General features: G+C 71.6%; 17 protein-coding genes. 11 read left to right on the plus strand and 6 right to left on the minus strand.

Annotated elements, in window-relative coordinates:
* Positions 1–2: 2 nt before the first annotated feature.
* Both IE265_RS27030 and IE265_RS27035 read right to left on the minus strand, forming a co-directional pair.
* Complete coding sequence (locus IE265_RS27030; RefSeq protein WP_190038300.1) at positions 3–1,307, minus strand: ABC transporter substrate-binding protein; 1,305 nt, start codon at positions 1,305–1,307, stop codon at positions 3–5.
* A gap of 105 nt (positions 1,308–1,412) precedes the next feature.
* Positions 1,413–2,636, minus strand: a complete 1,224-nt coding sequence (locus IE265_RS27035; RefSeq protein ID WP_190038301.1) for an aminotransferase class V-fold PLP-dependent enzyme — start codon at positions 2,634–2,636, stop codon at positions 1,413–1,415.
* A 221-nt stretch (positions 2,637–2,857) separates the two neighbouring features.
* Here IE265_RS27035 and IE265_RS27040 point away from each other — a divergent pair, with 221 nt between their 5' ends.
* Both IE265_RS27040 and IE265_RS27045 read left to right on the plus strand, forming a co-directional pair.
* On the plus strand, positions 2,858–3,574 hold the full coding sequence (locus IE265_RS27040; protein ID WP_190038302.1) for a FadR/GntR family transcriptional regulator: 717 nt from the start codon (positions 2,858–2,860) through the stop codon (positions 3,572–3,574).
* A 270-nt stretch (positions 3,575–3,844) separates the two neighbouring features.
* Entirely contained in the window at positions 3,845–4,210 is a 366-nt protein-coding gene (locus IE265_RS27045) for a VOC family protein (RefSeq protein ID WP_190038303.1), read from the plus strand.
* Positions 4,211–4,310: 100 nt separating this feature from the next.
* Here the strand turns inward: IE265_RS27045 and IE265_RS27050 are convergent, their stop codons facing one another.
* Positions 4,311–4,766, minus strand: coding sequence for an ATP-binding protein (locus IE265_RS27050; RefSeq protein WP_190038304.1), 456 nt, complete (start codon positions 4,764–4,766; stop codon positions 4,311–4,313).
* A 251-nt stretch (positions 4,767–5,017) separates the two neighbouring features.
* Between IE265_RS27050 and IE265_RS27055 the strand changes: the two genes are divergently transcribed.
* Positions 5,018–5,680 (plus strand): hypothetical protein, encoded by a 663-nt coding sequence (locus tag IE265_RS27055; RefSeq protein WP_190038305.1) that lies wholly within the window; start codon positions 5,018–5,020, stop codon positions 5,678–5,680.
* Between the two features lie 397 nt (positions 5,681–6,077).
* On the opposite strand, the gene hemC is transcribed toward IE265_RS27055, so the two are convergent.
* Entirely contained in the window at positions 6,078–7,013 is a 936-nt protein-coding gene (hemC, locus tag IE265_RS27060) for a hydroxymethylbilane synthase (protein WP_190038306.1), read from the minus strand.
* A 397-nt stretch (positions 7,014–7,410) separates the two neighbouring features.
* Between hemC and IE265_RS27065 the strand changes: the two genes are divergently transcribed.
* On the plus strand, positions 7,411–8,334 hold the full coding sequence (locus IE265_RS27065; protein ID WP_190038307.1) for a MerR family transcriptional regulator: 924 nt from the start codon (positions 7,411–7,413) through the stop codon (positions 8,332–8,334).
* Here IE265_RS27065 and IE265_RS27070 read toward each other — a convergent pair.
* Positions 8,331–9,743, minus strand: a complete 1,413-nt coding sequence (locus tag IE265_RS27070) for an FG-GAP-like repeat-containing protein (protein ID WP_190038308.1) — start codon at positions 9,741–9,743, stop codon at positions 8,331–8,333. The genes IE265_RS27065 and IE265_RS27070 overlap by 4 nt on opposite strands.
* Before the next feature lie 585 nt (positions 9,744–10,328).
* Here IE265_RS27070 and IE265_RS27075 point away from each other — a divergent pair.
* The 7 genes from IE265_RS27075 to IE265_RS27105 all read left to right on the plus strand — a co-directional run bounded on the left by IE265_RS27075 (position 10,329) and on the right by IE265_RS27105 (position 18,676).
* A complete protein-coding gene (locus tag IE265_RS27075) occupies positions 10,329–10,754 on the plus strand; it encodes an SRPBCC family protein (protein WP_190038309.1) in 426 nt (141 codons plus the stop codon).
* Between the two features lie 122 nt (positions 10,755–10,876).
* Complete coding sequence (locus tag IE265_RS27080; protein ID WP_190038310.1) at positions 10,877–11,827, plus strand: class I SAM-dependent methyltransferase; 951 nt, start codon at positions 10,877–10,879, stop codon at positions 11,825–11,827.
* A gap of 119 nt (positions 11,828–11,946) precedes the next feature.
* A complete protein-coding gene (locus IE265_RS27085) occupies positions 11,947–12,486 on the plus strand; it encodes an HAD domain-containing protein (protein WP_190038311.1) in 540 nt (179 codons plus the stop codon).
* Positions 12,487–12,632: 146 nt separating this feature from the next.
* Positions 12,633–14,132 carry a HEAT repeat domain-containing protein gene (locus IE265_RS27090; protein WP_190038312.1) on the plus strand — a complete coding sequence of 500 codons (1,500 nt, stop codon included), beginning with the start codon at positions 12,633–12,635 and terminating at the stop codon, positions 14,130–14,132.
* Between the two features lie 261 nt (positions 14,133–14,393).
* Positions 14,394–15,935: a hypothetical protein gene (locus IE265_RS38610; RefSeq protein WP_373303024.1), complete on the plus strand. Its 1,542-nt coding sequence runs from the start codon at positions 14,394–14,396 to the stop codon at positions 15,933–15,935.
* A 219-nt stretch (positions 15,936–16,154) separates the two neighbouring features.
* Positions 16,155–17,417 (plus strand): AAA family ATPase, encoded by a 1,263-nt coding sequence (locus tag IE265_RS27100; RefSeq protein WP_190038313.1) that lies wholly within the window; start codon positions 16,155–16,157, stop codon positions 17,415–17,417.
* A complete protein-coding gene (locus IE265_RS27105) occupies positions 17,414–18,676 on the plus strand; it encodes a vWA domain-containing protein (RefSeq protein ID WP_190038314.1) in 1,263 nt (420 codons plus the stop codon). The genes IE265_RS27100 and IE265_RS27105 overlap by 4 nt, the downstream gene beginning before the upstream one ends.
* A gap of 134 nt (positions 18,677–18,810) precedes the next feature.
* Here the strand turns inward: IE265_RS27105 and IE265_RS27110 are convergent, their stop codons facing one another.
* Entirely contained in the window at positions 18,811–19,608 is a 798-nt protein-coding gene (locus tag IE265_RS27110) for an 8-oxoguanine DNA glycosylase OGG fold protein (protein ID WP_190038315.1), read from the minus strand.
* Positions 19,609–19,726: the final 118 nt, after the last annotated feature.

Consider the following 19,726-nt stretch of genomic DNA (forward strand, 5'->3'; position numbering starts at 1 on the left):
GGCTAGCTCTCCTGCCGGCGCTTCTCGGTCCAGTACGCGTCCCAGCCTTCGAGCAGCTTCTCGGGCGTCGTCCTGCCGAGGACCATCTTCTGGATGTCGGCGTCGGCCTTCTGCTGCCACTCGGCCCACCAGGCGACTCCGCGCGGCTGGCTGACGTTGAGGTAGGTGTCCGGGTTCTCCGTCATGGTGACGTAGCTGGACCAGGGGCCGGTCTTGTAGAAGGGGTCCTGGGTGGCCGACTTGAGGATCGGCACCAGGCTGTTCTTCTTGGTGAACGCGGTCGACGCCTTGTCCTCGGAGAGGAACTCGACGAGCTTCACGGCTTCGGCCTTGTGCTTGCTGCCGTCCGCGACTCCCCAGCCCGCGGTGGCGAGTGGCTGGACGGTCTTGCCGCTGGGCCCGGCCACGAGCGGGGCGGTGTCCCACTGGTCCTTCTTGATCGACTTGGACTCCGAGACGGTGGCGATCACTTCGGGGTCCTGGAGCAGGAAGGCCGTGGAACCGTTGGAGAAGCCCTCGACCATCTCGGGATAGCCCCAGGAGACCGACGACTTGGGCGACGCCTCCTTGAACAGCTTCAGGTAGGTCTTCATCGCGTCGACCGCCTCGGGCGCGGCGAAGATCGTGCTGCCGTCCTTCAGGTTGAAGCCGTCGGCGGGGTCGATCTTGTCGGCGACGTACGCCTCGATGACGGCCGTGGCGTTGCCGTTGGCGTTCACTCCGCCGCGGAAGGCGTACCCGTACTTGCGCTTGGCCGGATCGTGGATCGCGGAGGCCTGCTCCAGGAGTTCGTCCCAGCTGGCCGGGGGTTCACTGAAGCCGGCCTCCTTGATCAGGTCGGTTCGGTAAAAAACGCTCAGGCCGTAGAAGCCGTAGGGGACGAAGTAGGTCTTGCCCTCGGCGTTCTCGGAGGCCTTGACGGCGTTCTCCGTCATCGCCTCCCAGCCCTTCCAGGGCTTGAGGTCCTTCTTCATGTCGTGCAGCCAGCCGTTGTTCGACCACGGGCCGACGGTGGTGTCGCGCACCTCCAGGGTGTCCACGCCACTGCCCGACTGGAGCATCTGCTGGATCTTCTGGTCCGCCTGCTCGGTCGGGGGCGAGATCAGGTTGACCTTGATCTTGGGGTGCTGCTGCTCGAAGTCCGCTATGAGGCTCTTCAGCAGGTCGGTACGGGCGGGGTTCGTCAGGCTCTCGACCATGTTGAGGGTGACCGTTCCGCCGGCTTCTCCACCGCTCATGGCGGAGCAGCCGGTCAGAACCATCGTGGCGGCTGTGCCGAGGGCGAGAGCTGCCGTCGTTCTACTCATCGTGCCGACCTCTTCCTTGGATGCGTACGCGCTGGCTGCGGCTTCGGGGTCAAGGGGGCGCACTGTCGGGGAGTCGCGGGACCGCTCCTCCGACGTACCGGGGTGTCAGCGGGCCGCGCGGGCCCACTCGCCGAGAACGGGGACGCAGTCCTCTGCGAAGTACTCGTAGTCGGCTGCGGTGTTGTAGACGTGAGCGGACAGCCGCATGTAGCCGGCTCCGCCGAAGCTGGTGAAGGCCGCCTCGACACCCAGTTCCCTCGCCGCGCGGTCGCGCAGCGCGTCGGCCTCGATCCGGCCGGCCGCCAGCCCGTCGGGCAGCCGGACCAGCCGCATTCCGGGGACCGGCATGCCCACATCGACGATTCCGGGTACGGCGCCGAGTTCGGCGAACGCCGCTCCGACAAGGCGTTCGGCGTAGCCCGCCAGGTCGTCCATGTACCGACGGGCGGTCTCCCAGCCCCAGGTCCGGTCGACGAAGTCCAGTGCCGTCGAGGCCGCGAGGTAGCCGGTCGCGTCCACCGTGCCCTGCTGGTCGAACCGGTCGGGATAGGGGTCGGCGGCGCCCCACGAGTCGATCAGGGGGTACAGGTCCTCGCGGAGCGGACCTCTGGCGACGAGTGCGGCGGTGCCGCGCGGGGCGCAGCCCCACTTATGCAGGTTGCCGACCCAGAAGTCGCAGCTCAGACCGTCCAGGGGAGCGGCGATGAGGCCGGGGGCGTGCGCGCCGTCGACGAGCAGCGGGACGCCTCGCCGCGCGGCCTCCGCACCGATCCGCTCCACGGGCATCCGGCGTGCGGTCGCCGAGGTGATGTGGTCGACCACGACCAGGTCCGTGGCGTCGTCGATCTCGGCGACGATCGCCTCGTACGCCTCGTCCTCGTCCGCGTCGAGCGGTACGTGGGCGGTGCGGACCTCGCCGCCCCAGCGCCTGGCCAGCCGCTCGGCACCCATGGTCACGGCGCCGTAGCCGTGGTCGGTGACGATGATGGCGCCGCCGCGCCGCCGCTGGAGCGCGGCCAGGACGACACTCACGCCGGCGCTCGCGTTGGGCACCAGGGCGAGGTCGTCCGGAGCTGCGCGGAGGAAGGCGGCGAGATCGACACGGGCGTCGGCGACGCGCTGCGGCAGCGCGGGGAACCAGACCACCGGAGAGCTGTCCATCTCGGCCCGCAGCTCGTTCTGCAGCTCCTGCGCGACCAGGGGGACGGCTCCGAACGAGCCGTGGTTCAGGTGCTTCATGACGGGGTCCAGGGACCACGCCCTCGCGGCGGGCCGGCCGTCGGCCAGCAGCAGGGGGCGCGGCGCGGTGGTGACCTCGGTCTCGCTCACAACACTCCACATCTACCGAACCCGAGTGTGCCGTCAGACATCAGAGGATGACCGGGACACGTATGATGACTCGGCATCCTGGCAGGCGTTTTCGGGGCTCGCAAGGGTCTTGCAGGGAAAGTCATCAGATGACTTCCGGGCGATACGGTCGAGACATCTGATGACTCGCTACAGTGCCCGAGGGTCTCGGCGGTGCCGCCGGCCGTCAGGGGAGGCAATGGATGTCCGCAGTCGACAAGGCGTTCCACGGTCTGCGTCACATGATCGCGACCGGTCGCCTGGGTCCCGGGGAGCGCATCCCGCCCGAGGCCGAACTCGGCGAGGAACTCGGCGTCTCACGGGGACCGCTGCGCGAGGCCGTACGGATGCTCGCGGCCCTGGGCGTGGTCGAGCCCCGGCACGGATCGGGCACCTACGTGTCCCAGCTCCGGCCCGAGGACGTCATCGGAAGCCTCTCCCTGACCCTCGAACTCCTTCCGCTCTCGGGCCTGTTGGAGGTGTACGAGATCCGGCGCGTCCTTGAGGCCCATGTCGCGTCCAAGGCCGCCGCGCGGCGCACCCCCGAGACGGTGAAGACGCTCTTCTCCCTCATCGACGCCATGGAGGCCACCGAGGACCCCACCGAGGCCTCGGAGCTCGACCACCGCTTCCACGCCGAGATCGCGCGGGCCGCGGAGAATCCCACGCTCGCCACTCTGCTCGCGGTCTTCCGCGCCCGCTCCCGCAAGTACCAGGTCTTCACCCTCCCCGAGGGTCCGGAGATGCGGCGCAAGAGCGACGCCGACCACCGGGTGATGGCCACCGCGATCGCCGACCGCGACCCGGGGGCCGCCGCGGGGGCGGCCGAGGCGCACGTCGCTCAGACGGAGCGGTGGCTTCGTGCCTTCATGCCGCCGGTGGAGGAGGACGAGGACACGTCGGGGGACACGGCCGGCTGAGGGCGCGGGGGTGGGGTACGGGGGCGGGGTACGGGGCCGGGCAGGGGGTGCGGGGCTGCCCTTGCCTGCTGGGCCGGGGTGGACCGGTCATGCCGCTCGCTCCGGTCGTGCCGGGCTGTCGTCAGGGCTCCGACCGGTGCGGGACGTATGCGCTGAGGCACGGATAAACCGCTACCTCAGCGGTGGATGTCGCGAGTACGGTGTGGCAGTGGCCGGTGATCGCGTGCGGCAGCGGCTCACGGAGAGGTGCGCGCGGACGCGAAGGAGCGGATGGTGCCAGGTGCCGTACTGCGAGGGGTGACCCTGGACTGCGCCGACCCGCAGGCACTGGCCGGCTTCTACGGTGCACTGACCGGGATGCGCGAGCTGTTCAGTGCGGACGGGTTCGTCGCTCTGACGGACGACTCCGGCCGCGACCTGGGGTTCCAGAGGGTTGACGGATACCGGGCCCCGCAGTGGCCGGGGCAGGACGTGCCACAGCAGTTCCACCTGGATTTCCGCGCCGACGACCTCGATGCGACGGAGGAACTGGCCCTGGAACTCGGCGCGACCAAGCCGGACCATCAGCCCGGCGACGGACGGTGGCGGGTACTCCTGGATCCGGCCGGCCACCCCTTCTGCCTGACGCCTTCCTGACATCACCGGCGGTGGCACCTGTCCCCCGCCGGACGCCGTGGCGCTCGGGCCTGGGCGAGCGGTTCATCAGCTGCCGGCCGCATCGGAGAGGCTCGCAGCGCTAGAGAGGGCTGCGGCCGGCCACGTGGTCGTAGGGGTCGTCCAGCAATGCGATCCGGGCCGTGATGCGCTTGCCCAGAGGCTCCCGCTGCACCTCGAAGCCCTGGCAGACGGCCATGACGATCTCCAGCCCGTGCTGGCCGACCCTCCCCGGGTCGGCCGCGCGCGCCACCGGCAGCACCGGATCGCTGTCCCAGATCTCGACCTCCAGGACGGCACCCGCGACCCTGAGGTCCATGAGGACCGGTCCGGGAGCGTACTTGCGCGCGTTGGTGACCAGTTCACTGACCACGAGCCTGGCGACGTCCATGGCCCGGGCCGAGACCGGCAGTCCGTGTTCGGCCTGGACGCGGGTCAGGAAGGCCTCTGCAAGATGACGGGCTTCGGCGATGCACGCGCCGTCCCCCTCCAGTGCCATCGTGGCCCGCAGTGCGTCCGTCGCCGGTGCGCCAGTCATGTCCTCACCACCGGACCCTGATTCCATCGAAATCGCATTGAGTACCCCGTTCACGCCGTGCATATACCCCCGACTCCGCCGTGCACTCACACCGATCGCGCAGCACGGCTGCGGTGGGGTTTCCCGTCACCGCAGGGTGCCCCGGCGGCACCCTCGACACCCTTCCCGGCACCCCGCGCCCGGGCGCAGACCCCGGTTCGCGAGTGAGTGTGCGACATCAGTCGCCCCGGCCGTTGTCGGTGCCGCGTGCCATGATCACCACGGTCGGCGCGAGGGCGCCGGTGTCAGGGCACTGGGGCGGCGCGATGGACAGATGGCAGGACCTCTCGGCTCAGGTGGACGGGCGTCTGGAGGCGGCGTCGGCGGGAGCGCGCGGCGTCTTCGCCGCGGGCATCGCGGAACGGCTCATGCGGCGCCACGAGACGCTGCCCGAGGACGACCGGGCGGACTTCACTCTGAGTCTGCGCCCGCTCCTCGACTCGGTCTGGGAGGGCGTCCTCGGCGACTCCACGGCGTTCCCTGCGGTCAAGCGGGGCATCGCCGAGTACATGCTGAGCGAGTTCTGCCACAACGACGGCCAGGACGGTCCGGACGACGCCGACGAGTGCGCGGCGGCGGCGACACTGTTCGCGGCCCACGCCTACGTCTTCACGTGCCGCGACTTCGCCGTTTGGGCCGCCCGACGGGGTGTCGAGGCGGTGGATCAGCACCTCGAGTACCTGGCCGACCGGGGTGAGGAGGATCTGCCCGACGAGGAGGACGCGCTCCTCGCCGAGCTGCGCCGGCAGCTCAGGGACCTCGACCTCATAGCCGACCACTCCCGGGAACTGCGCCACGCCGGCCTCGGCCTGCCCATCGACACGTCGATCCGGCTTCGCGTCAAACTGCGTACGCCGCTGTCCGCCACGGAGTGAACAGGCCTGCGCCCGTTCTTCGAGGTCGCCGATGACCGACCACGGCGGTTCGTGAGGTAATGCCCGAAGCTGCGCGGGGTGCGGCTCCCTTGTGCCCCTTGTGCCCCGGCAGCCTCTGTCGTGGTTCTACTCGTCGGTCGTTTGCTGCGAAGGACTGTGCGCCATCCCGGCCCTCGTTGGTGGTGGAGGAGGGTGGGCGCACTCGTACTCGTCCTGCCATGCGGCGATCGTGAAGACCAGTACAACGGCTGCCGAAAGCAACTGGACCGCACCTGCGAACGGACGTGCCGAGCACCAGAAGATGAAGGCGACTACGAGCCCGGGAACGCTCGCCGAACGCGACCAGGCCAGACCATGGGGACGAGCCGAGCCCGGCAGTGGGGACGGCCGCGTCGGGTCAGTGTGCGATGGAGTCGATCAGTTCGCGGGCACCCTGGCGCAGGAGCGCCACGGCCACCGAGGTCCCGAGGGTCGGCGGGTCCAGAGGGCCCGCCCACTCGTGGGCGTTGAGAACGGTCTTGCCGTCGGGGGTGAACACGCAGGCGCGCAGGGAGAGATCGCCGTTCCGCTCGGCCTTCGCGTACCCGGCGATGGGCGAGTTGCAGTGTCCCTGGAGCACGTGGAGGAACATCCGCTCGGCAGTGGCCTCGCGGTGAGTGTCGGGGTGTCCGAGATCGCTGACGGTGTCGATCACCGCGGTGTCGCCCTCGCGGCACTGGAGTGCGAGGATGCCGGCGCCGATCGGCGGCATCATCACGTCCGTCGGCAGGACTTCGGTGATGACGTCGGTACGGTCGATGCGCTCCAGGCCGGACACGGCCAGCAGCAGCGCGTCGGCGGCACCGGCGGCCAGTTTGTCCAGCCGGCGGTTGGCGTTGCCCCGCATCGGTACGCAGTTCAGGTGCGGGTGCGAGGCGGCGAGTTGGGCGCTGCGGCGTACGGAGGAGGTTCCGATCCGGGTGCCGTCGGGGAGTTGGTCGAGCTTCAAGCCCGCGGGGTGGATGAGCGCGTCCCTGATGTCGTCGCGCCGGAGGAAGGCGGCGAAGACGGTCCCGGCGGGCAAGGGCCGGTCGGCGGGGATGTCCTTGACGCAGTGCACGGCCAGGTCCGCCTCGCCGGCCAGCAGCGCGGCGTCGACCTCCTTGGTGAACGCGCCCTTGCCCTCGACCTGGGCGAGGTCCCCCATCCACTTGTCGCCGGTGGTCTTCACCGGCACGACCTCGGTGCGGATGTGCGGGTGCAGTGCGGCCAGTTCGGCGCGCACACGCTCCACCTGGGCCAGCGCCATGGGCGAGTCGCGGGAGACGATGCGGATGAGTTCAGGGGCGGACATGGCGTCCACCATAGACCGTCGGATCGGGGCTCCGAGCCACAACCGGACGGCCCGTATTCACGGGCGCGGCGCGGGTGTTGAGAGATTCGTCCGGATGTACGAAGCGTCGCCCGGGAGAGTGTTCCGGGGGACGCGTCAGCGCGAGAGGGGCACTTCCGGGACCGCGCGGAGGTTCGGCAGCGGGCCTACCCGGTCGGCCGGCCAGGCACTCCGCCTGCTCGTCCGGGCGGGTCCGTCCGGCGAGCGTCAGTTCCAGGGTTCCCGGTAGGGGTTCTCGCCCAGCAGCTTCGCCGCGGCCACGCAGAGGTCTTCGCGGTGCGTGCGGGGTTGCAGCTTCCGTAGCGGCATGTGGTCCCGTGGACTTACGTCCCGACGTCTTGAGGAAAGGTCCCTGCTCATGCACTCGTCCTTCGTGCCACCCCGCCAGGTCAAGATCGGTGACGCGGCGGCCTTCGTCGGCAGCACGCCCCGGGCGATTCGCCATTACCACGAGATCGGCCTGCTCCCCGAGCCCGAGCGGGGCGGCGACGACCGCCGCCGCTACGGGTACGAGGACATGATCCGCTTGCTGTGGATTCGCAGGATGGCCGACGCCGGGATCGCCCTGGACGACATCCGGGACGCCTTTGCGACCGGCACGGCCGCCGCCGGCGCGGACAGCGGAGAAGGTATCGCGGGCATCCTGGAGCGGTTGGAGGAGTCCCTCACCGCGCAGGAGGCGGAGTCGCGGCGGCAACGGACCGCCGTGCAGCGGATGCGCGCCGAAGGCAGCCGGATGGGGCTGCTCTCCGACTTCGTCACCGAACGCCTCAAGAACCTGCCCGAGGGCTCCCTGCGTCAGGCCGACCTGGACAGTCTGCTGGTCACGGAGCGGATCTTCGGCCCGCTCGGCGCGGCCGTCCAGGCCACCCGCTTCGTCGTCCTGGCCACCCATCCCGCTCTGCGGGAGGATTCCGACCGCATCGACGACGCCGAGGAAGCACTCGACGACAGTGTCGCCGTCGATGATCCCCGGGTGGCTCAAGTGGCCGTCGAGCGGCACGCCTTCGAGAACGCCCTGCAGGCCGTCATCGAGGAGTCAGGCCTGGACAAGGACGACGATGCCCTCTTCGACGCCTGGGACACCATGCACCCCGCCACCGCCGATGACGGCGAGGGCGGGGCCGACCCCGGCTCCGGAAGGCAGGAGGGCGGCTCCATCAGCGCGTTCGAAGCCGCCGGCAAGATGCCCTACGACTTCTCCCCAGCCCGCCTGCGCTGCATGGAACTGGCGGAGGAACTGTCCGCCCAGGACCCACCCGCCACCAGGAACACGGCCTAGTCGAGCAGCGACTCCCCGAGTCGTGATCCGCTCGCGAGCCCGAAGTCGGCGGAACTGAGGGACTTGGAGCCGGCACCGGTCGGACCCGACGATGTGCCCGGCAGGGTCCACAGGCCTCCGCTGCGGTCGTTCTCGAAGGAGGCGGTCACCGCCAGGTCGGCCTTGCCGTTGTTGTTGTAGTCGGCGATCCGGACCTGGGCCCCGAACAGGTCGTCGGTCTCGGCGGCGCCCGGAACATCGGCCGTGTCCTGGGACATGCGCACGACTCCGGACTGCGCGACACCGGAGGCGGAGCCGTGGAACACCGTCACGTCGCCGGCGTTCTTCAGGTCCCCGAGCCATTCGCCGTTGGCGCCGACCACCAGTTCGGCCATGCCGTCTCCGGTGATGTCACCGATCGCCACCGAGGATCCCCAGTTGTCGCCGTCCTCGTTGGCGCCGGGCACACCCGTGCTGTCCTGGTGCAGGGTCACCGGCTCGCCGAAGCCCGTCCGGCTGCCGTACCGGACGGTCACGTAACCGGAGCCGTTGCTGGGGTCGTCGACGAAGAAGCTGCCGGGCCAGGTGAGGGAGGTGGCCATGTCGTCGAAGCCGTCTCCGTCGATGTCGCCGAGAGCGACCGCGGTGCCGCCGTCGTCCACACGCTGTATCCGGTTCGGACGGCCCTCCTGGCCCGTGTAGATGTCGGTGCCCGGGCGTCCGGTGCCGGGATCGCCGGTCACGGCCAGGTCGTCCTTGCCGTCCCCGTTCACGTCGCCCACGGCTGCTTCCCAGTTGAGGAGCTGGGCACCCGGGACCGTCAGGGTGTAGGCGGGGATCGTCGCGCTCTCGCGGGTGCCGCCCTTGTACACGACGACCTGGTTCGGCTCGATCACGGCGACGTCCGCGGCGCTGTCACCGGTGAAGTCCCCGACCGCCACGTCCAGACCGTGACTCTGCCACTGGTGCGGGTTGTCCACCGTGGTCGTGGTGCTGCTGGTGAACGGCTTGGCGCCGCCCCAGAGGATGGTGACGCTGCCCTGACCCTCGTAGTCGCCCACGTCCTCGCCGTCGGCGCCGACGACCAGGTCCGCGTATCCGTCCCCGTCCAAGTCGCCGCCGGCCATCGAAATGCCGAAGTGGTCGCCCTCCTCAGGTGTGCCCGGCACCCCGGCGGAGCTCTGGGTGAGCGCGATCTTCTGAGTGGTCAGCCCGGTGGCCGACCCGAGGGACACGACCACGCCACCCGCCGCCGAGGCCCCGTTGGCGGACTGGTAGGGGGCTCCGATCGCGAGGTCCCGGTGTCCGTCACCATTGAAGTCGTCGGCGTACTTGGCGGGGGCCGCGGACGCGGGGGCCGCGGTGAACAGGCCACCGGCCAGGGCGGTCACGGTCGCGGCGGCGAGAACAGTGCGGTAGGGCAGAGGCATTACGGTCTTCTCCTTGGAGCAGTGCCAGACGGTGCCATAGACGACCCAGGTGGCTGAGAGGTTGTACGGGACAGGTGGTTCATCCGTGCAGGCGGACAGGAGCATCCGAGTTCGCCGCCTTTCGACCGCTTGGGTGGCCAAGTCGGCTGGTCAGAAAGGCTGTTGCCCGAAGAGCCGATTGCGCCGGGGCCGAACTCCACAACCTGGTCCAACACGGTTCGGTGCAGATCGGCTGCACCCTTGCCTCGTTCCTCGACGAGAACCCGGGTGGCAGCGGGTCGAAGAGGGCCGCGAACGCGCTGCGCGCCGCACTGGCGGAAGGCAAGTTCGTCGAGTACCACCAGGTCCTCCACGCGAACCAGCCGATCGAAGCCGTCGACGGCTACACCGACGACTTCCTCCTGGAGACGGCGTCCCGCATCGAGGGCCTGCGCGGGGCACGCTTCGACCCTCACGGGGATGCCCCCGGTAGCCCTCGCACCCGCCCTCGCGGCCCCGGCTCTCGTGTGGGCTCGGCGTGCGCGGGTATCCGGGTCCCACTGATTCGTCGCCCGGCGGCGAACCGAAGAGGAGAGAGGTGCCCGCGTGTCCGCATCCCTGGTGGAGACCGTCGACATCCAAGCCCCCGTGTCCGTCACGTGGGCCCTGTGGAGCGATGTGACCAGGTGGCCGTCGTTCCTGAGCCATGTCCGCCTGGTGGAGCCCCTGGACGAGCGCCGTTTCGCCTGGCAGCTCTCCCTGCCGGGGGCGGACAAGAACTTCGTCGCGGAACTGACCGAGGTGATCCCCGGGGAGCGGATCGCCTGGCACACCACGCAGGGCGTCCACCACGCGGGCGTCGTGACGTTCCACCGCCTCGACGACACGTCGAGCCGTGTCACCCTGCAGATCGAGTACGACCCCAAGGGCTTCGTGGAGCGTCTCGGCGCGCTGACCAATCTGGACTCCGCACTCGCCAACTACGACCTGGGTGAGTTCCAGAAGCTTGCCGAGACGGCCGCCGCGTCCTGACGGCGGCCGGTGGGCAGCGGAACGGGCCCGCCCTCCTGGCGCAACCGTCGGGAGGGCGGGGTCCGGGCATCCGCGACCCAGGCCCGATGACAGGGGGCGGGAGCCGACGCCACCATGTACGCATGACGGACGCGGCGATCGTGAACACCCATCAGGCCGAGGCCTGGAACGGCTACGAGGGCACGCACTGGGCCGACCACCAGTCGCGCTACGACAATCTCAACGACGCGGCCAACGAGCCCCTGTTGTCCGCCGCCCGTGTCGGGCCCACGGACGCGGTGCTCGACATCGGCTGCGGCAACGGGCACCTGACCCGCCTCGCCGCCCGCCGCGGAGCCCGGGCCCTCGGCGTCGATCTGTCCGCGCCGATGCTGGAGCGGGCCAGGGCGAGTGCCGAGGAAGAGGGCATCGCGCAGGTCTCGTTCGTACGGGGCGACGCGCAGGTGCACCCCTTCGCCGAGGCGGAATTCGACGTGGCGCTGAGCCGTTTCGGCGTCATGTTCTTCGCCGATCCGGTCGCCGCGTTCGCCAACGTCGGGCGCTCACTGCGGCCGGGGGGACGGCTCGCGTTCATCTGCCCGCAGGCCTTCAGCCGCATGGAGCAGTCGACGGTCTTCGCCGCCGTCGCCGAGCACGTGACGCTGCCCGACCTGTCCAAGGACACCGGGGTCGGACCCGCCTCGTTCGCCGACCCGGAACGCAGTACGGGCGTCCTGCGCGAGGCGGGCTTCGAGAACCCCGTGGCGGAAGCAGTCGAACTCCCCCAACTCTGGGGCGAGGACGCGCAGGACGCCGCCGACTTCCTCTTCGGATGGGGGCCCATGCGGCACTGGCTGCGGGACACCGAACCCGCCGCCGCGGAGCGCGCCCGGCACGCTGCCGCCGAGGCCTTCCGCGGGTTCATGACCCCCTCCGGGGTACGGCTCACGGCCCGGCACTGGCTGGTGACCGCCACGTGGCCGGTCGTCGGCCGGCCGGAGCCCGGCCGGCCTGCCACCGCGGATCCCGCGGGCCTGCCCGCACCTCGCCGACCCTCTCCGCGGCCGCGAGGACACTACTCCTCCCAGGACTGAGGGCCTGCCCTCCTGGCCCTCCTCGCGGGAACCCGCACAACCGCAGAAGTCGACCCGCGACGGGGATACGCTCGCACGACCGACCACCCGATCGACCGCCGACCGAAAGAGGCGCACCAGTGAACCGGCTGCCGCTCCTCTACCTCGACGTGGACGGTCCGCTCAATCCGTTCGCGGCGAAGCCGACGAGGCGGCCCGAGGGCTACACGACGCACCGGATGAAGCCGGAGGGCTGGATCGCCCAGCACCCCTTCACGCCACCCCACCGCGTGAAACCCCTCCGAGTCTGGCTCGACCCCCGACACGGCACCGTCCTGCGGGAGCTGAGCGACCGGTACGAACTCGTGTGGGCCACCACCTGGGGCTCGGAGGCCAACACGTACATAGGCCCGGTCCTCGGCCTGCCGCTGCTGCCGGTCGTGGACTGGCCCACAGGGCGCGAGGTGCTCCCGGACGGAACGTTCTGGAAGACCCGGCACCTCGTCGCGCACGCCGAGGGACGGCCGTTCGCCTGGGTCGACGACGAACTCGGCGAGAGCGACCGCGCATTCGTCGCCGCGCACCACGCGGGCCCGGCACTGCTCCACCACGTCGACGCCAGGGTGGGGCTGCGCGACATCGACTTCGCTGTCCTGGACGCGTTCGCCCGCGCGTTGTGAACCCCACGCCGGACATCGTGCGGACACGGCCTCCATCGCCGTGTCCGGAGTGGACCCTCCGCCGGCAACTGACATTCCGCGCGACCCGGGCGGCTCGGCCGTACAACCTCCGGGCGGCTCGGCAGTCTTCCCTTCCGGGGTGCGCCATGGGACCGACACACCAGATCGCCTTCTTTCTACGGGAGTTGGAGGGAGCGGACACAGGACGGCGTGCGGCTGCGGCCAAGGGGCTGGGCAGGCTCGGTCGGCCGGAGCACGCCTCGGTGCTCGTCCGCGCGTCCGTCGATCCGGCGCCCGAGGTGCGCGCGGCGGCGGCTCTCGGCCTGGGCCGCCTCGGAGTTCCGGAAGCGGGTGAGCGGGTACTGCACGTACTGATGGCCGACGCCGACCCGCGGGTCCGTCGCGAGGCCTCCCTCGCGGCGAACCGGCTGAGATCGGACAGTGACTCGTTCGTACGTGCTTGCGCCCTGCTCCTGCGCGACCCGGACCACCACCTCCGGATCAATGCCCTGGTCGGCCTGGCACGCCTGAGGGTCCCGGGCGACGTTCCGGCGCTGGTGGCTCTCCTCGGGGACCCCGAGGGCGCGGTGTGGGGGCGGGCATGGAGCCTGATCCACGTGCTGCGGGACGATCCGGCCGTGCGTGACGAGGTGATCCGCACCGCCCGGGAGGGCGACGGCGCCGCGCGTGTGCGGGTATTGGAACTGCTGCCCGGCTGGTGCTCGGAACGCCTTGTCGACTCGCTGCTGACTGGGCTGTGCGACCCGTCCGCCGAGGTGCGGATCGCGGTCGCGCGGCGGATGTCCGACATGGAGGCACCGGGGGTCGGCCAGGCCCTAGCCGCACGACTGCACGCCGAACGGGATGCGGCGGTGGCGGCCCGCCTGCTGGGCGTCCTGGGACACCGCGGCGACCGGCGGGTGGTCGATCCTGCCCTGCGATGGCTGCGCGACCCCGTGGCGGGGCCGGATGCCGCACGGGCGCTGGGAGCGGTGGACACCGGGCCTGCGGTGGACCGCCTGCGCGCCGCCGTCACCGACACGACGATGCCGGGCCCGACCCGCGCCGCCGCGGCGGCGGCCGTCGGCCTGTGTGGAAGGTGGGACGCCGTGTGGCTGCTGCTGCCGCTTCTTCGCGACCCCGCCGCCGAGGTACGGGCGGGCGCCGTCGACGGACTGGGCACACTCGTCCACAACGGGCTGCGGCCGTGGGAGCGCCGCCCGGTCGCCCGCGCCCTGGTGGCCCGTCTGACGGGCGACACCGACACGGTGTGGCGCACGGGGCACGCACTGGCCGGACTGGCGGAGGCCCTGCCCGCGTTGCGGCGGCTGTCCGACGATGCCTCGGCCGGGGAGGTCCGGGCCGTCGCGCTGTCGCTGCTCGCCCCGGAGGACCGCGACTCTCCGGGAGACGGTGCCGAGGACGACGTACGCCGTCTCGTGCGGGGTCTCGACGACGGGCACGAACTGGTGCGCTACCACGCGGCGTTGGGTCTGGAGCGGTGGCTGGCGCGGTGCGGGACGCCGATGGCGGACCGTGCCGCGGTGCACGACCGGCTGACGGACTTGGCCCGGGACCCCTCCCCGCGGCTGCGGCAGGCCGCCACCGCAGCGCTCCGGGCCCTGGCCGACTGCCGTTCGGACTGATCCGCGGCACCGCGGGCGGGGCGGGTCCGAAGGGGCGGGCGTGCGGGGCGTGACGTTCGTACGGTCGTGCGCAGGGCTCGCGAAAATTGCCTGACAGGTCGAGGTGAAGGCGCTACTGTCACCCGCGATGACAACTTACTCCGCTGGCAGAATGGGGGACCCGTCCGCGCAAGGTGAGTGCTGATGCTCACTGACATCGCGAACGAGGATTCCCGACTTTCCCTCTAACTGCGCGTGCGACGGTTCGCCGTGCCGCCCTCCATGATCGAGACCGCGACCGTGCGTCGGAGTGCGGGTGACTGGGCCGGGGCATGTGCCGCCGCCGCAGTCGACGTGGATCTCGACCTGCGTTCCGTGGCACGCGCCCGCGGGCAGGACTTCGCAGGCCAAGTCCGTTGCGATCTGCGTCACTTGGCGCCCGATCTGCTGCGCTGGCACATGCCGAGGATCGCTCCGCACGGGCTGCTGCGCCCCGGTCTGACGATTCCCCTGGCCCGGTACGGTGCCAGTGACCGTGCCGGACCTCGTTCCGGAACGGTCCAGTTGGTGGCTCGTACCGCTCCCGCCTGGGCGGACGCCGGTCAGCGGATGAGCCTCGCGCTGTGGGACGGCGCCGCCAAGGACGTCGGCGCCCGCCGTCACCCGCATCCCCGTCCGAGCCGCCGGTTCCGCCTCGACCTGCACCGCCATCTGTGGGACACCCGCACGACCGGCGAACTGCGGGCCCGGTCGGGAGCCGATCGGGAGCCCGGCCAGGTATCTCCCCCGGTGCCGGCCGAAGTGCTGGAGCTGGCGGCCCTGTACGGCCCCTGTGCCGTGGACCGCTGGGGCGCCGAGGCAGCGATCCTGCTCGGCTCCCTGGGGCGGCCCACGGACCACGTCGTCGTGCGGTTGGGCGCGCGACAGCGGCTGCTCCTCAGCCCGGTCGCGGACGAGGGCAGCCCGGAGCCGCCGGGATTCACGGTGGCCGGGGCTCCCACCAGGGGGGTCGCCGCGCTGCCGGTCCTGCCCGACGCGTCGACCTGGACACTGCCCGACCTGGAACTGATCCGCAGCGGCCGGATGGAGGCCGGCCGGCTGCACCCGCTGGTGGCCTCGGCGCTGGCTCCGAGGCACGCCGCGCATCCCCGTCCGAAGCCGGAGTCGAGTTCGGACGGGGAAACGGACGGACGCGGGGACGGGGCCAGGGACAGAGCCGGGGAGCACTACGCGGCAGGAGCCGCGGAGCGCGTACGGACACCGGTGACGGCATTCGCGGCGGACCACGCCGAGGTGTCGGAGCCGACGCGGCGGGGCCGCTCACGCGACTCGGGCCGGGCGTCCGGAGCACTTCCGAACGCCGGGACCGGGCCCCCGCGACGGCCGGGGCATCCGTATGTCGTCGAGTGCCGGGGCGAACAGCACCGGATCGGCATGGTCGACGGTGCCCTGTCCGCGCTGGACCACGGCCCCGACGAGATCCGCAGGGAAGAACTCCTGGCCGAACTGACCGGTACCCCGCTGCCCTGCCTCCAGGCCATCGACACGGCACACCGCCGTCCGGACTGCCTCACGGGAGTCAGGGAGCGCCTCCAACACGGCGATGTCGCCGGGGCGCTGGCCGTCGTGGAGGACCTTCTTGGCCCCGACGCGGTACTGCGCGACGGGGCGTTGCGGGACGAGTTGAAGGCGGCCGCCCGGCGGCGCGTCGCCCACGGCCTGTACCGGACGGACCTCGACGGCCCCGGACCCGGCCGCGTCCTGCCCGGGCCCACCCGTCCGAAGGACCACCGCTCCAGTCCACGCCACGCGTCCTCGCGCTGACCGAGGACGTGTTCCGCGCGTCCGACGCGCCCCGCCCACCTGTGTCCCAACGCCGTCCCGCAGCACGCCGGGGTTCACCGACCCGGGCGACCCCAGCCCGTCCAACGCCTCCGTCCGCGAGGTCGGGGACCGTCCCCGACTCCGCGTCCGCCCAGTCGAACCGGTGACGCGCTCCGCCGCCCCCGACTCGTCTCCTCACGAACCCTCAGGTGATCGAACATGCCCGCAAACAGCCCGTCCACCACGTCCGACATCCTCGCCGGTCCGGCGCCCGCCTCCCAACTCGACATCGCGGGCGCCCTGTTGGACCGCCTGCGCGACACCTCCACGGAGCCGCGAACCGACATCCAACTGGAGGCTCTCACCCTGGCAGTCGCCGCCGACCTGCCCGTCCTCCTGTGGGGCGAGCCGGGCATCGGCAAGACCGCGGCCCTCACCCAGCTGGCCGCTTCCCTGGAACTGCCCCTGACCACGGTCATCGCCAGCGTGCACGAGCCGTCGGACTTCTCCGGCCTGCCCGTCGTCGGCGACGATCCCGCAGTGCAGGGTGTCCCGATGGCCCCGCCGGACTGGGCCGTACGCCTCGTCCGGGCCGGGCGGGGCCTGCTGTTCCTGGACGAGTTGTCCACCGCACCGCCCGCCGTCCAGGCAGCGCTGCTGCGTCTCGTCCTCGAGCGGCGCATCGGCGCCCTTCAACTTCCACCGGGCGTACGCATCGTGGCCGCAGCGAACCCGCGGTCCTCGGCCGCCGACGGCTGGGAGCTGAGCCCGCCCCTGGCCAACCGGTTCGTCCATCTCCAGTGGACGCACGACCACGACGTGGTGGTACGCGGACTCGGCGGGACATGGCCGCGGGCCGCGCTGCCCCGGCTCGACGGGGACAAGCTGCCGGAAGCCGTCGACTTCGCCCGGCGCGCCGTGTGCGAACTTCTGTCCGCCCGCCCCGCACTCGTCCACCGGCTTCCCAGCACCGAGGCCCGTCGCGGCGGCCCCTGGCCGTCCCCGCGGAGCTGGGAGATGACACTGCACCTGATCGCCTTCGCGACCGCGGCCGGCTCCTCCCGGGAGGTGGTGTCCCTGCTCGTCAGAGGAACCGTGGGGGACGGTCCTGGCCTCGAACTGCTGGCGGGCCTGGACCGGATGGACCTGCCGGACCCCGAACTGCTTCTGGTCGAGCCGGAGTCCGCCGCCCTGCCCGAGCGGGGCGACCTGCGCCAGGCCGTGCTCGACGGAGTGGTGGCCGCGGTCCGCAAGCGTCCCGACAAGGCGCGCTGGGACGCCGCGTGGGCGCTGCTGGTGCGCGCGCTGGACACCGGGGCCCCCGACCTGGTGGTCGTCCCGGCGACCATGCTCGCCTCACTGCGCCAGGAGGACTGGGACGTACCGGCGTCGATCGAGCGGCTCGCCGGGGCGGTGTCCGTGTCCCGGCGGGCGGACCGCGCGGCGGCCCGGGCCGCGTTCGCCACCGGGGCGGCCCGATGACCGGCGGGACGTCGAGCACGCTCAACCTCGACAAGCTGTACGCCGCCCGGCTCCAGGCGGCACGCGCCCGCCCCTACCTGGCCACGGCGCTGTTCGCCCTGCACGCCGTGGAGTCGAGGCAGGTGCCCACGATGGCCGTCGACCGGCACTGGCGGTGCTACGTCTCGGCGCGTTTCGTGGACCGCACACCGGTGGAGGAACTGGCCGGTGTGTGGGTCCACGAGGTGTCGCACCTGCTTCGGGACCACCACGGCCGCAGCGACAGGGTGGCCAAGGAGCGTGGTCTGAACGGTCCCGGGGAGCGGCTGCGGATGAACATCGCCGCCGACTGCGAGATCAACGACGACGTGTACGGCGAGGGCCTGGTCCGCCCCGAGGGCGTCGTCGACCCCGCGTCCCTGGGCCTCTCGGAGGGAGAGCTCATGGAGGACTACCTGCGGCAGTTCAGGCTCGGCCCGCTCACTCAGCGGCACACGTGGCTGGACTGCGGCAGCGGGGCCGACGGGCTGCAAAGGGGCTGGGAACTCGGTCCGGACGGGGCACACGGCCTGAGCGCGCAGGAGCGGGACGCCGTGCGCTTCCGGGTGGCCCAGGGCATCAAGGGCCGTCCCGGCAGCGCGGCCAGGACGTGGCAGCGGTGGGCGGAGGAGGCATTCCAACCGCCGCAGCCGTGGCGGGAGTTGCTCGGCTCGGCGGTCCGTGCCGCGACCTCGGGCTCCGGTGCGGGCGCGGATTACAGCTACGGTCGTCCGTCGCGCCGCTCGGCCGGCGTGCCCGGGGTGGTACTCCCCAGTCTGCGGCGCAGGCCGCCCCAGGTCTCCGTGATCATCGACACCTCCGGCTCGGTCAGCGACGCCGAACTGGGCAGCGCGCTCGTCGAGGTGGCCGCGATCTCGCAGGCCGTGGGCGGTCGGCGGGACATGGTCTCCGTGCTGCCGTGCGACGCGGCGGCACCGGCCGTGCACCAGTTGTGCCGCGCCGAGGGCATTCCCCTGATGGGCGGTGGGGGTACGGACCTGCGGACCGGGTTCACCAAGGCCCTGCGGGCCCGTCCGCGTCCCGACGTCATCGTGGTCCTGACGGACGGTCAGACGCCCTGGCCCACCTCGCAGCCCTCCTGCCGGACGGTCATCGGCCTGTTCCCCCGCCCGTTCGAGTCACGGTCGTGGGACGAGGACGACGATCCCGAGTACGTCCCCGCCGCACCGCCCGACTGGGCCCGGGTGGTGGAGATCGGCTCGGCTCCCGGCGGGCGTTGACGCGTGCGCGAGTGGCCCGCGCCGGCGCGGCAACTTGCTCTGCTTGCAGGGTTGTTGCCCGGCCAGGTCAGCAACTGCTGCGTCAGCCCGGCGGGCTGAGATGCGCCGGTACGGGGCACCTGACCGTGGGGCGGTCAGGTGCCGGGGTCCCAGACGCCCTCGAACAGGGCGAGTTCCAGCAGATCGGGACAGGAGCGCGGCCATCCGATGCCTGAAGCGGCAAGTTGGTCCGAGCAGGCGTGGACCCACTCCAGGTACACGCTGTAGCGGTGCGCGGTCCAACCGCTGTCCGACCAGATCCAGGCGGCGACCCCGGGCGCGGAGGACGGCCCGGTCTCCAGTCCCACGCGCGTGGCGTGGGACCTGATGACACGCGCGACCCTCTGGTCCAGGATCAGCGCCCGAGGGGCGGCCGGGGCGTCCCCGGCCAGGTCGAGGAAGTAGAGGAACTTCGTGAAGAACGCCGGTCCCAGGCCCTTCACCGTGCCGCGAAGCAGGCGGTAGGCCTCGACGGCACCCTTCTCCCGGAGGGCCGTGCCCGCGTCGGACAGCACGACGCCGACACCGGGATCCTGGAGTATCTCGGCGAGCCGGTGGGGGCCGTAGCCGGTCCTGCCCTGTCCCCACACGTACGGGGCGACCAGTGCCTCGGACCATTCGGAGCGCTCGACCGCGCTGCGGGTCGAGGCGGCCGCCTCGGCCCGGCTGACACGCGCGGTCGCGGTCTGTGACCTCTCCGCCAGGCCAGCGGGCCACGGGTCGACGCCCGACCAGTGCGCGGGCACGTACTCCACCGCGTGGCCGCCCGCGCCCGCCGCGTACCGGACGCCGGATCCGGCCAGCCAGTCGCCCAGCGCGCGCACCGCGGCCGGTGGCAGCAGTCGCGCCATCAGTTCCTTGTCCAGCGCGTTCGCGGCATCCTGTCGTCCCATTCGCGTCCTTCCCGTTCCAGCGCGTTCGTCGGTGCGGGCGCCCGAATCCGGCCATGGCGGGGCCCACCCGGATTCGGCCCCAAAGGCCGCAAGTCATCTCGGACTTGCCGATCGTGTC

This window comes from Streptomyces fructofermentans, assembly GCF_014651055.1.
Classification (GTDB): domain Bacteria; phylum Actinomycetota; class Actinomycetes; order Streptomycetales; family Streptomycetaceae; genus Streptomyces; species Streptomyces fructofermentans.

Excerpts from the sequence above, each read along its gene's own strand:
- IE265_RS27030 (WP_190038300.1), bottom strand. The coding sequence starts at position 1,307 with ATGAGTAGAACGACGGCAGCTCTCGCCCTCGGCACAGCCGCCACGATG.
- hemC (WP_190038306.1), bottom strand. The coding sequence starts at position 7,013 with ATGTCCGCCCCTGAACTCATCCGCATCGTCTCCCGCGACTCGCCCATG.
- IE265_RS27045 (WP_190038303.1), top strand. The coding sequence starts at position 3,845 with ATGGTGCCAGGTGCCGTACTGCGAGGGGTGACCCTGGACTGCGCCGAC.
- IE265_RS27080 (WP_190038310.1), top strand. The coding sequence starts at position 10,877 with ATGACGGACGCGGCGATCGTGAACACCCATCAGGCCGAGGCCTGGAAC.
- IE265_RS27110 (WP_190038315.1), bottom strand. The coding sequence starts at position 19,608 with ATGGGACGACAGGATGCCGCGAACGCGCTGGACAAGGAACTGATGGCG.
- IE265_RS27100 (WP_190038313.1), top strand. The coding sequence starts at position 16,155 with ATGCCCGCAAACAGCCCGTCCACCACGTCCGACATCCTCGCCGGTCCG.
- IE265_RS27090 (WP_190038312.1), top strand. The coding sequence starts at position 12,633 with ATGGGACCGACACACCAGATCGCCTTCTTTCTACGGGAGTTGGAGGGA.
- IE265_RS27105 (WP_190038314.1), top strand. The coding sequence starts at position 17,414 with ATGACCGGCGGGACGTCGAGCACGCTCAACCTCGACAAGCTGTACGCC.
- IE265_RS27065 (WP_190038307.1), top strand. The coding sequence starts at position 7,411 with ATGCACTCGTCCTTCGTGCCACCCCGCCAGGTCAAGATCGGTGACGCG.
- IE265_RS27055 (WP_190038305.1), top strand. The coding sequence starts at position 5,018 with ATGATCACCACGGTCGGCGCGAGGGCGCCGGTGTCAGGGCACTGGGGC.
- IE265_RS27050 (WP_190038304.1), bottom strand. The coding sequence starts at position 4,766 with ATGACTGGCGCACCGGCGACGGACGCACTGCGGGCCACGATGGCACTG.
- IE265_RS27040 (WP_190038302.1), top strand. The coding sequence starts at position 2,858 with ATGTCCGCAGTCGACAAGGCGTTCCACGGTCTGCGTCACATGATCGCG.
- IE265_RS27070 (WP_190038308.1), bottom strand. The coding sequence starts at position 9,743 with ATGCCTCTGCCCTACCGCACTGTTCTCGCCGCCGCGACCGTGACCGCC.
- IE265_RS38610 (WP_373303024.1), top strand. The coding sequence starts at position 14,394 with ATGATCGAGACCGCGACCGTGCGTCGGAGTGCGGGTGACTGGGCCGGG.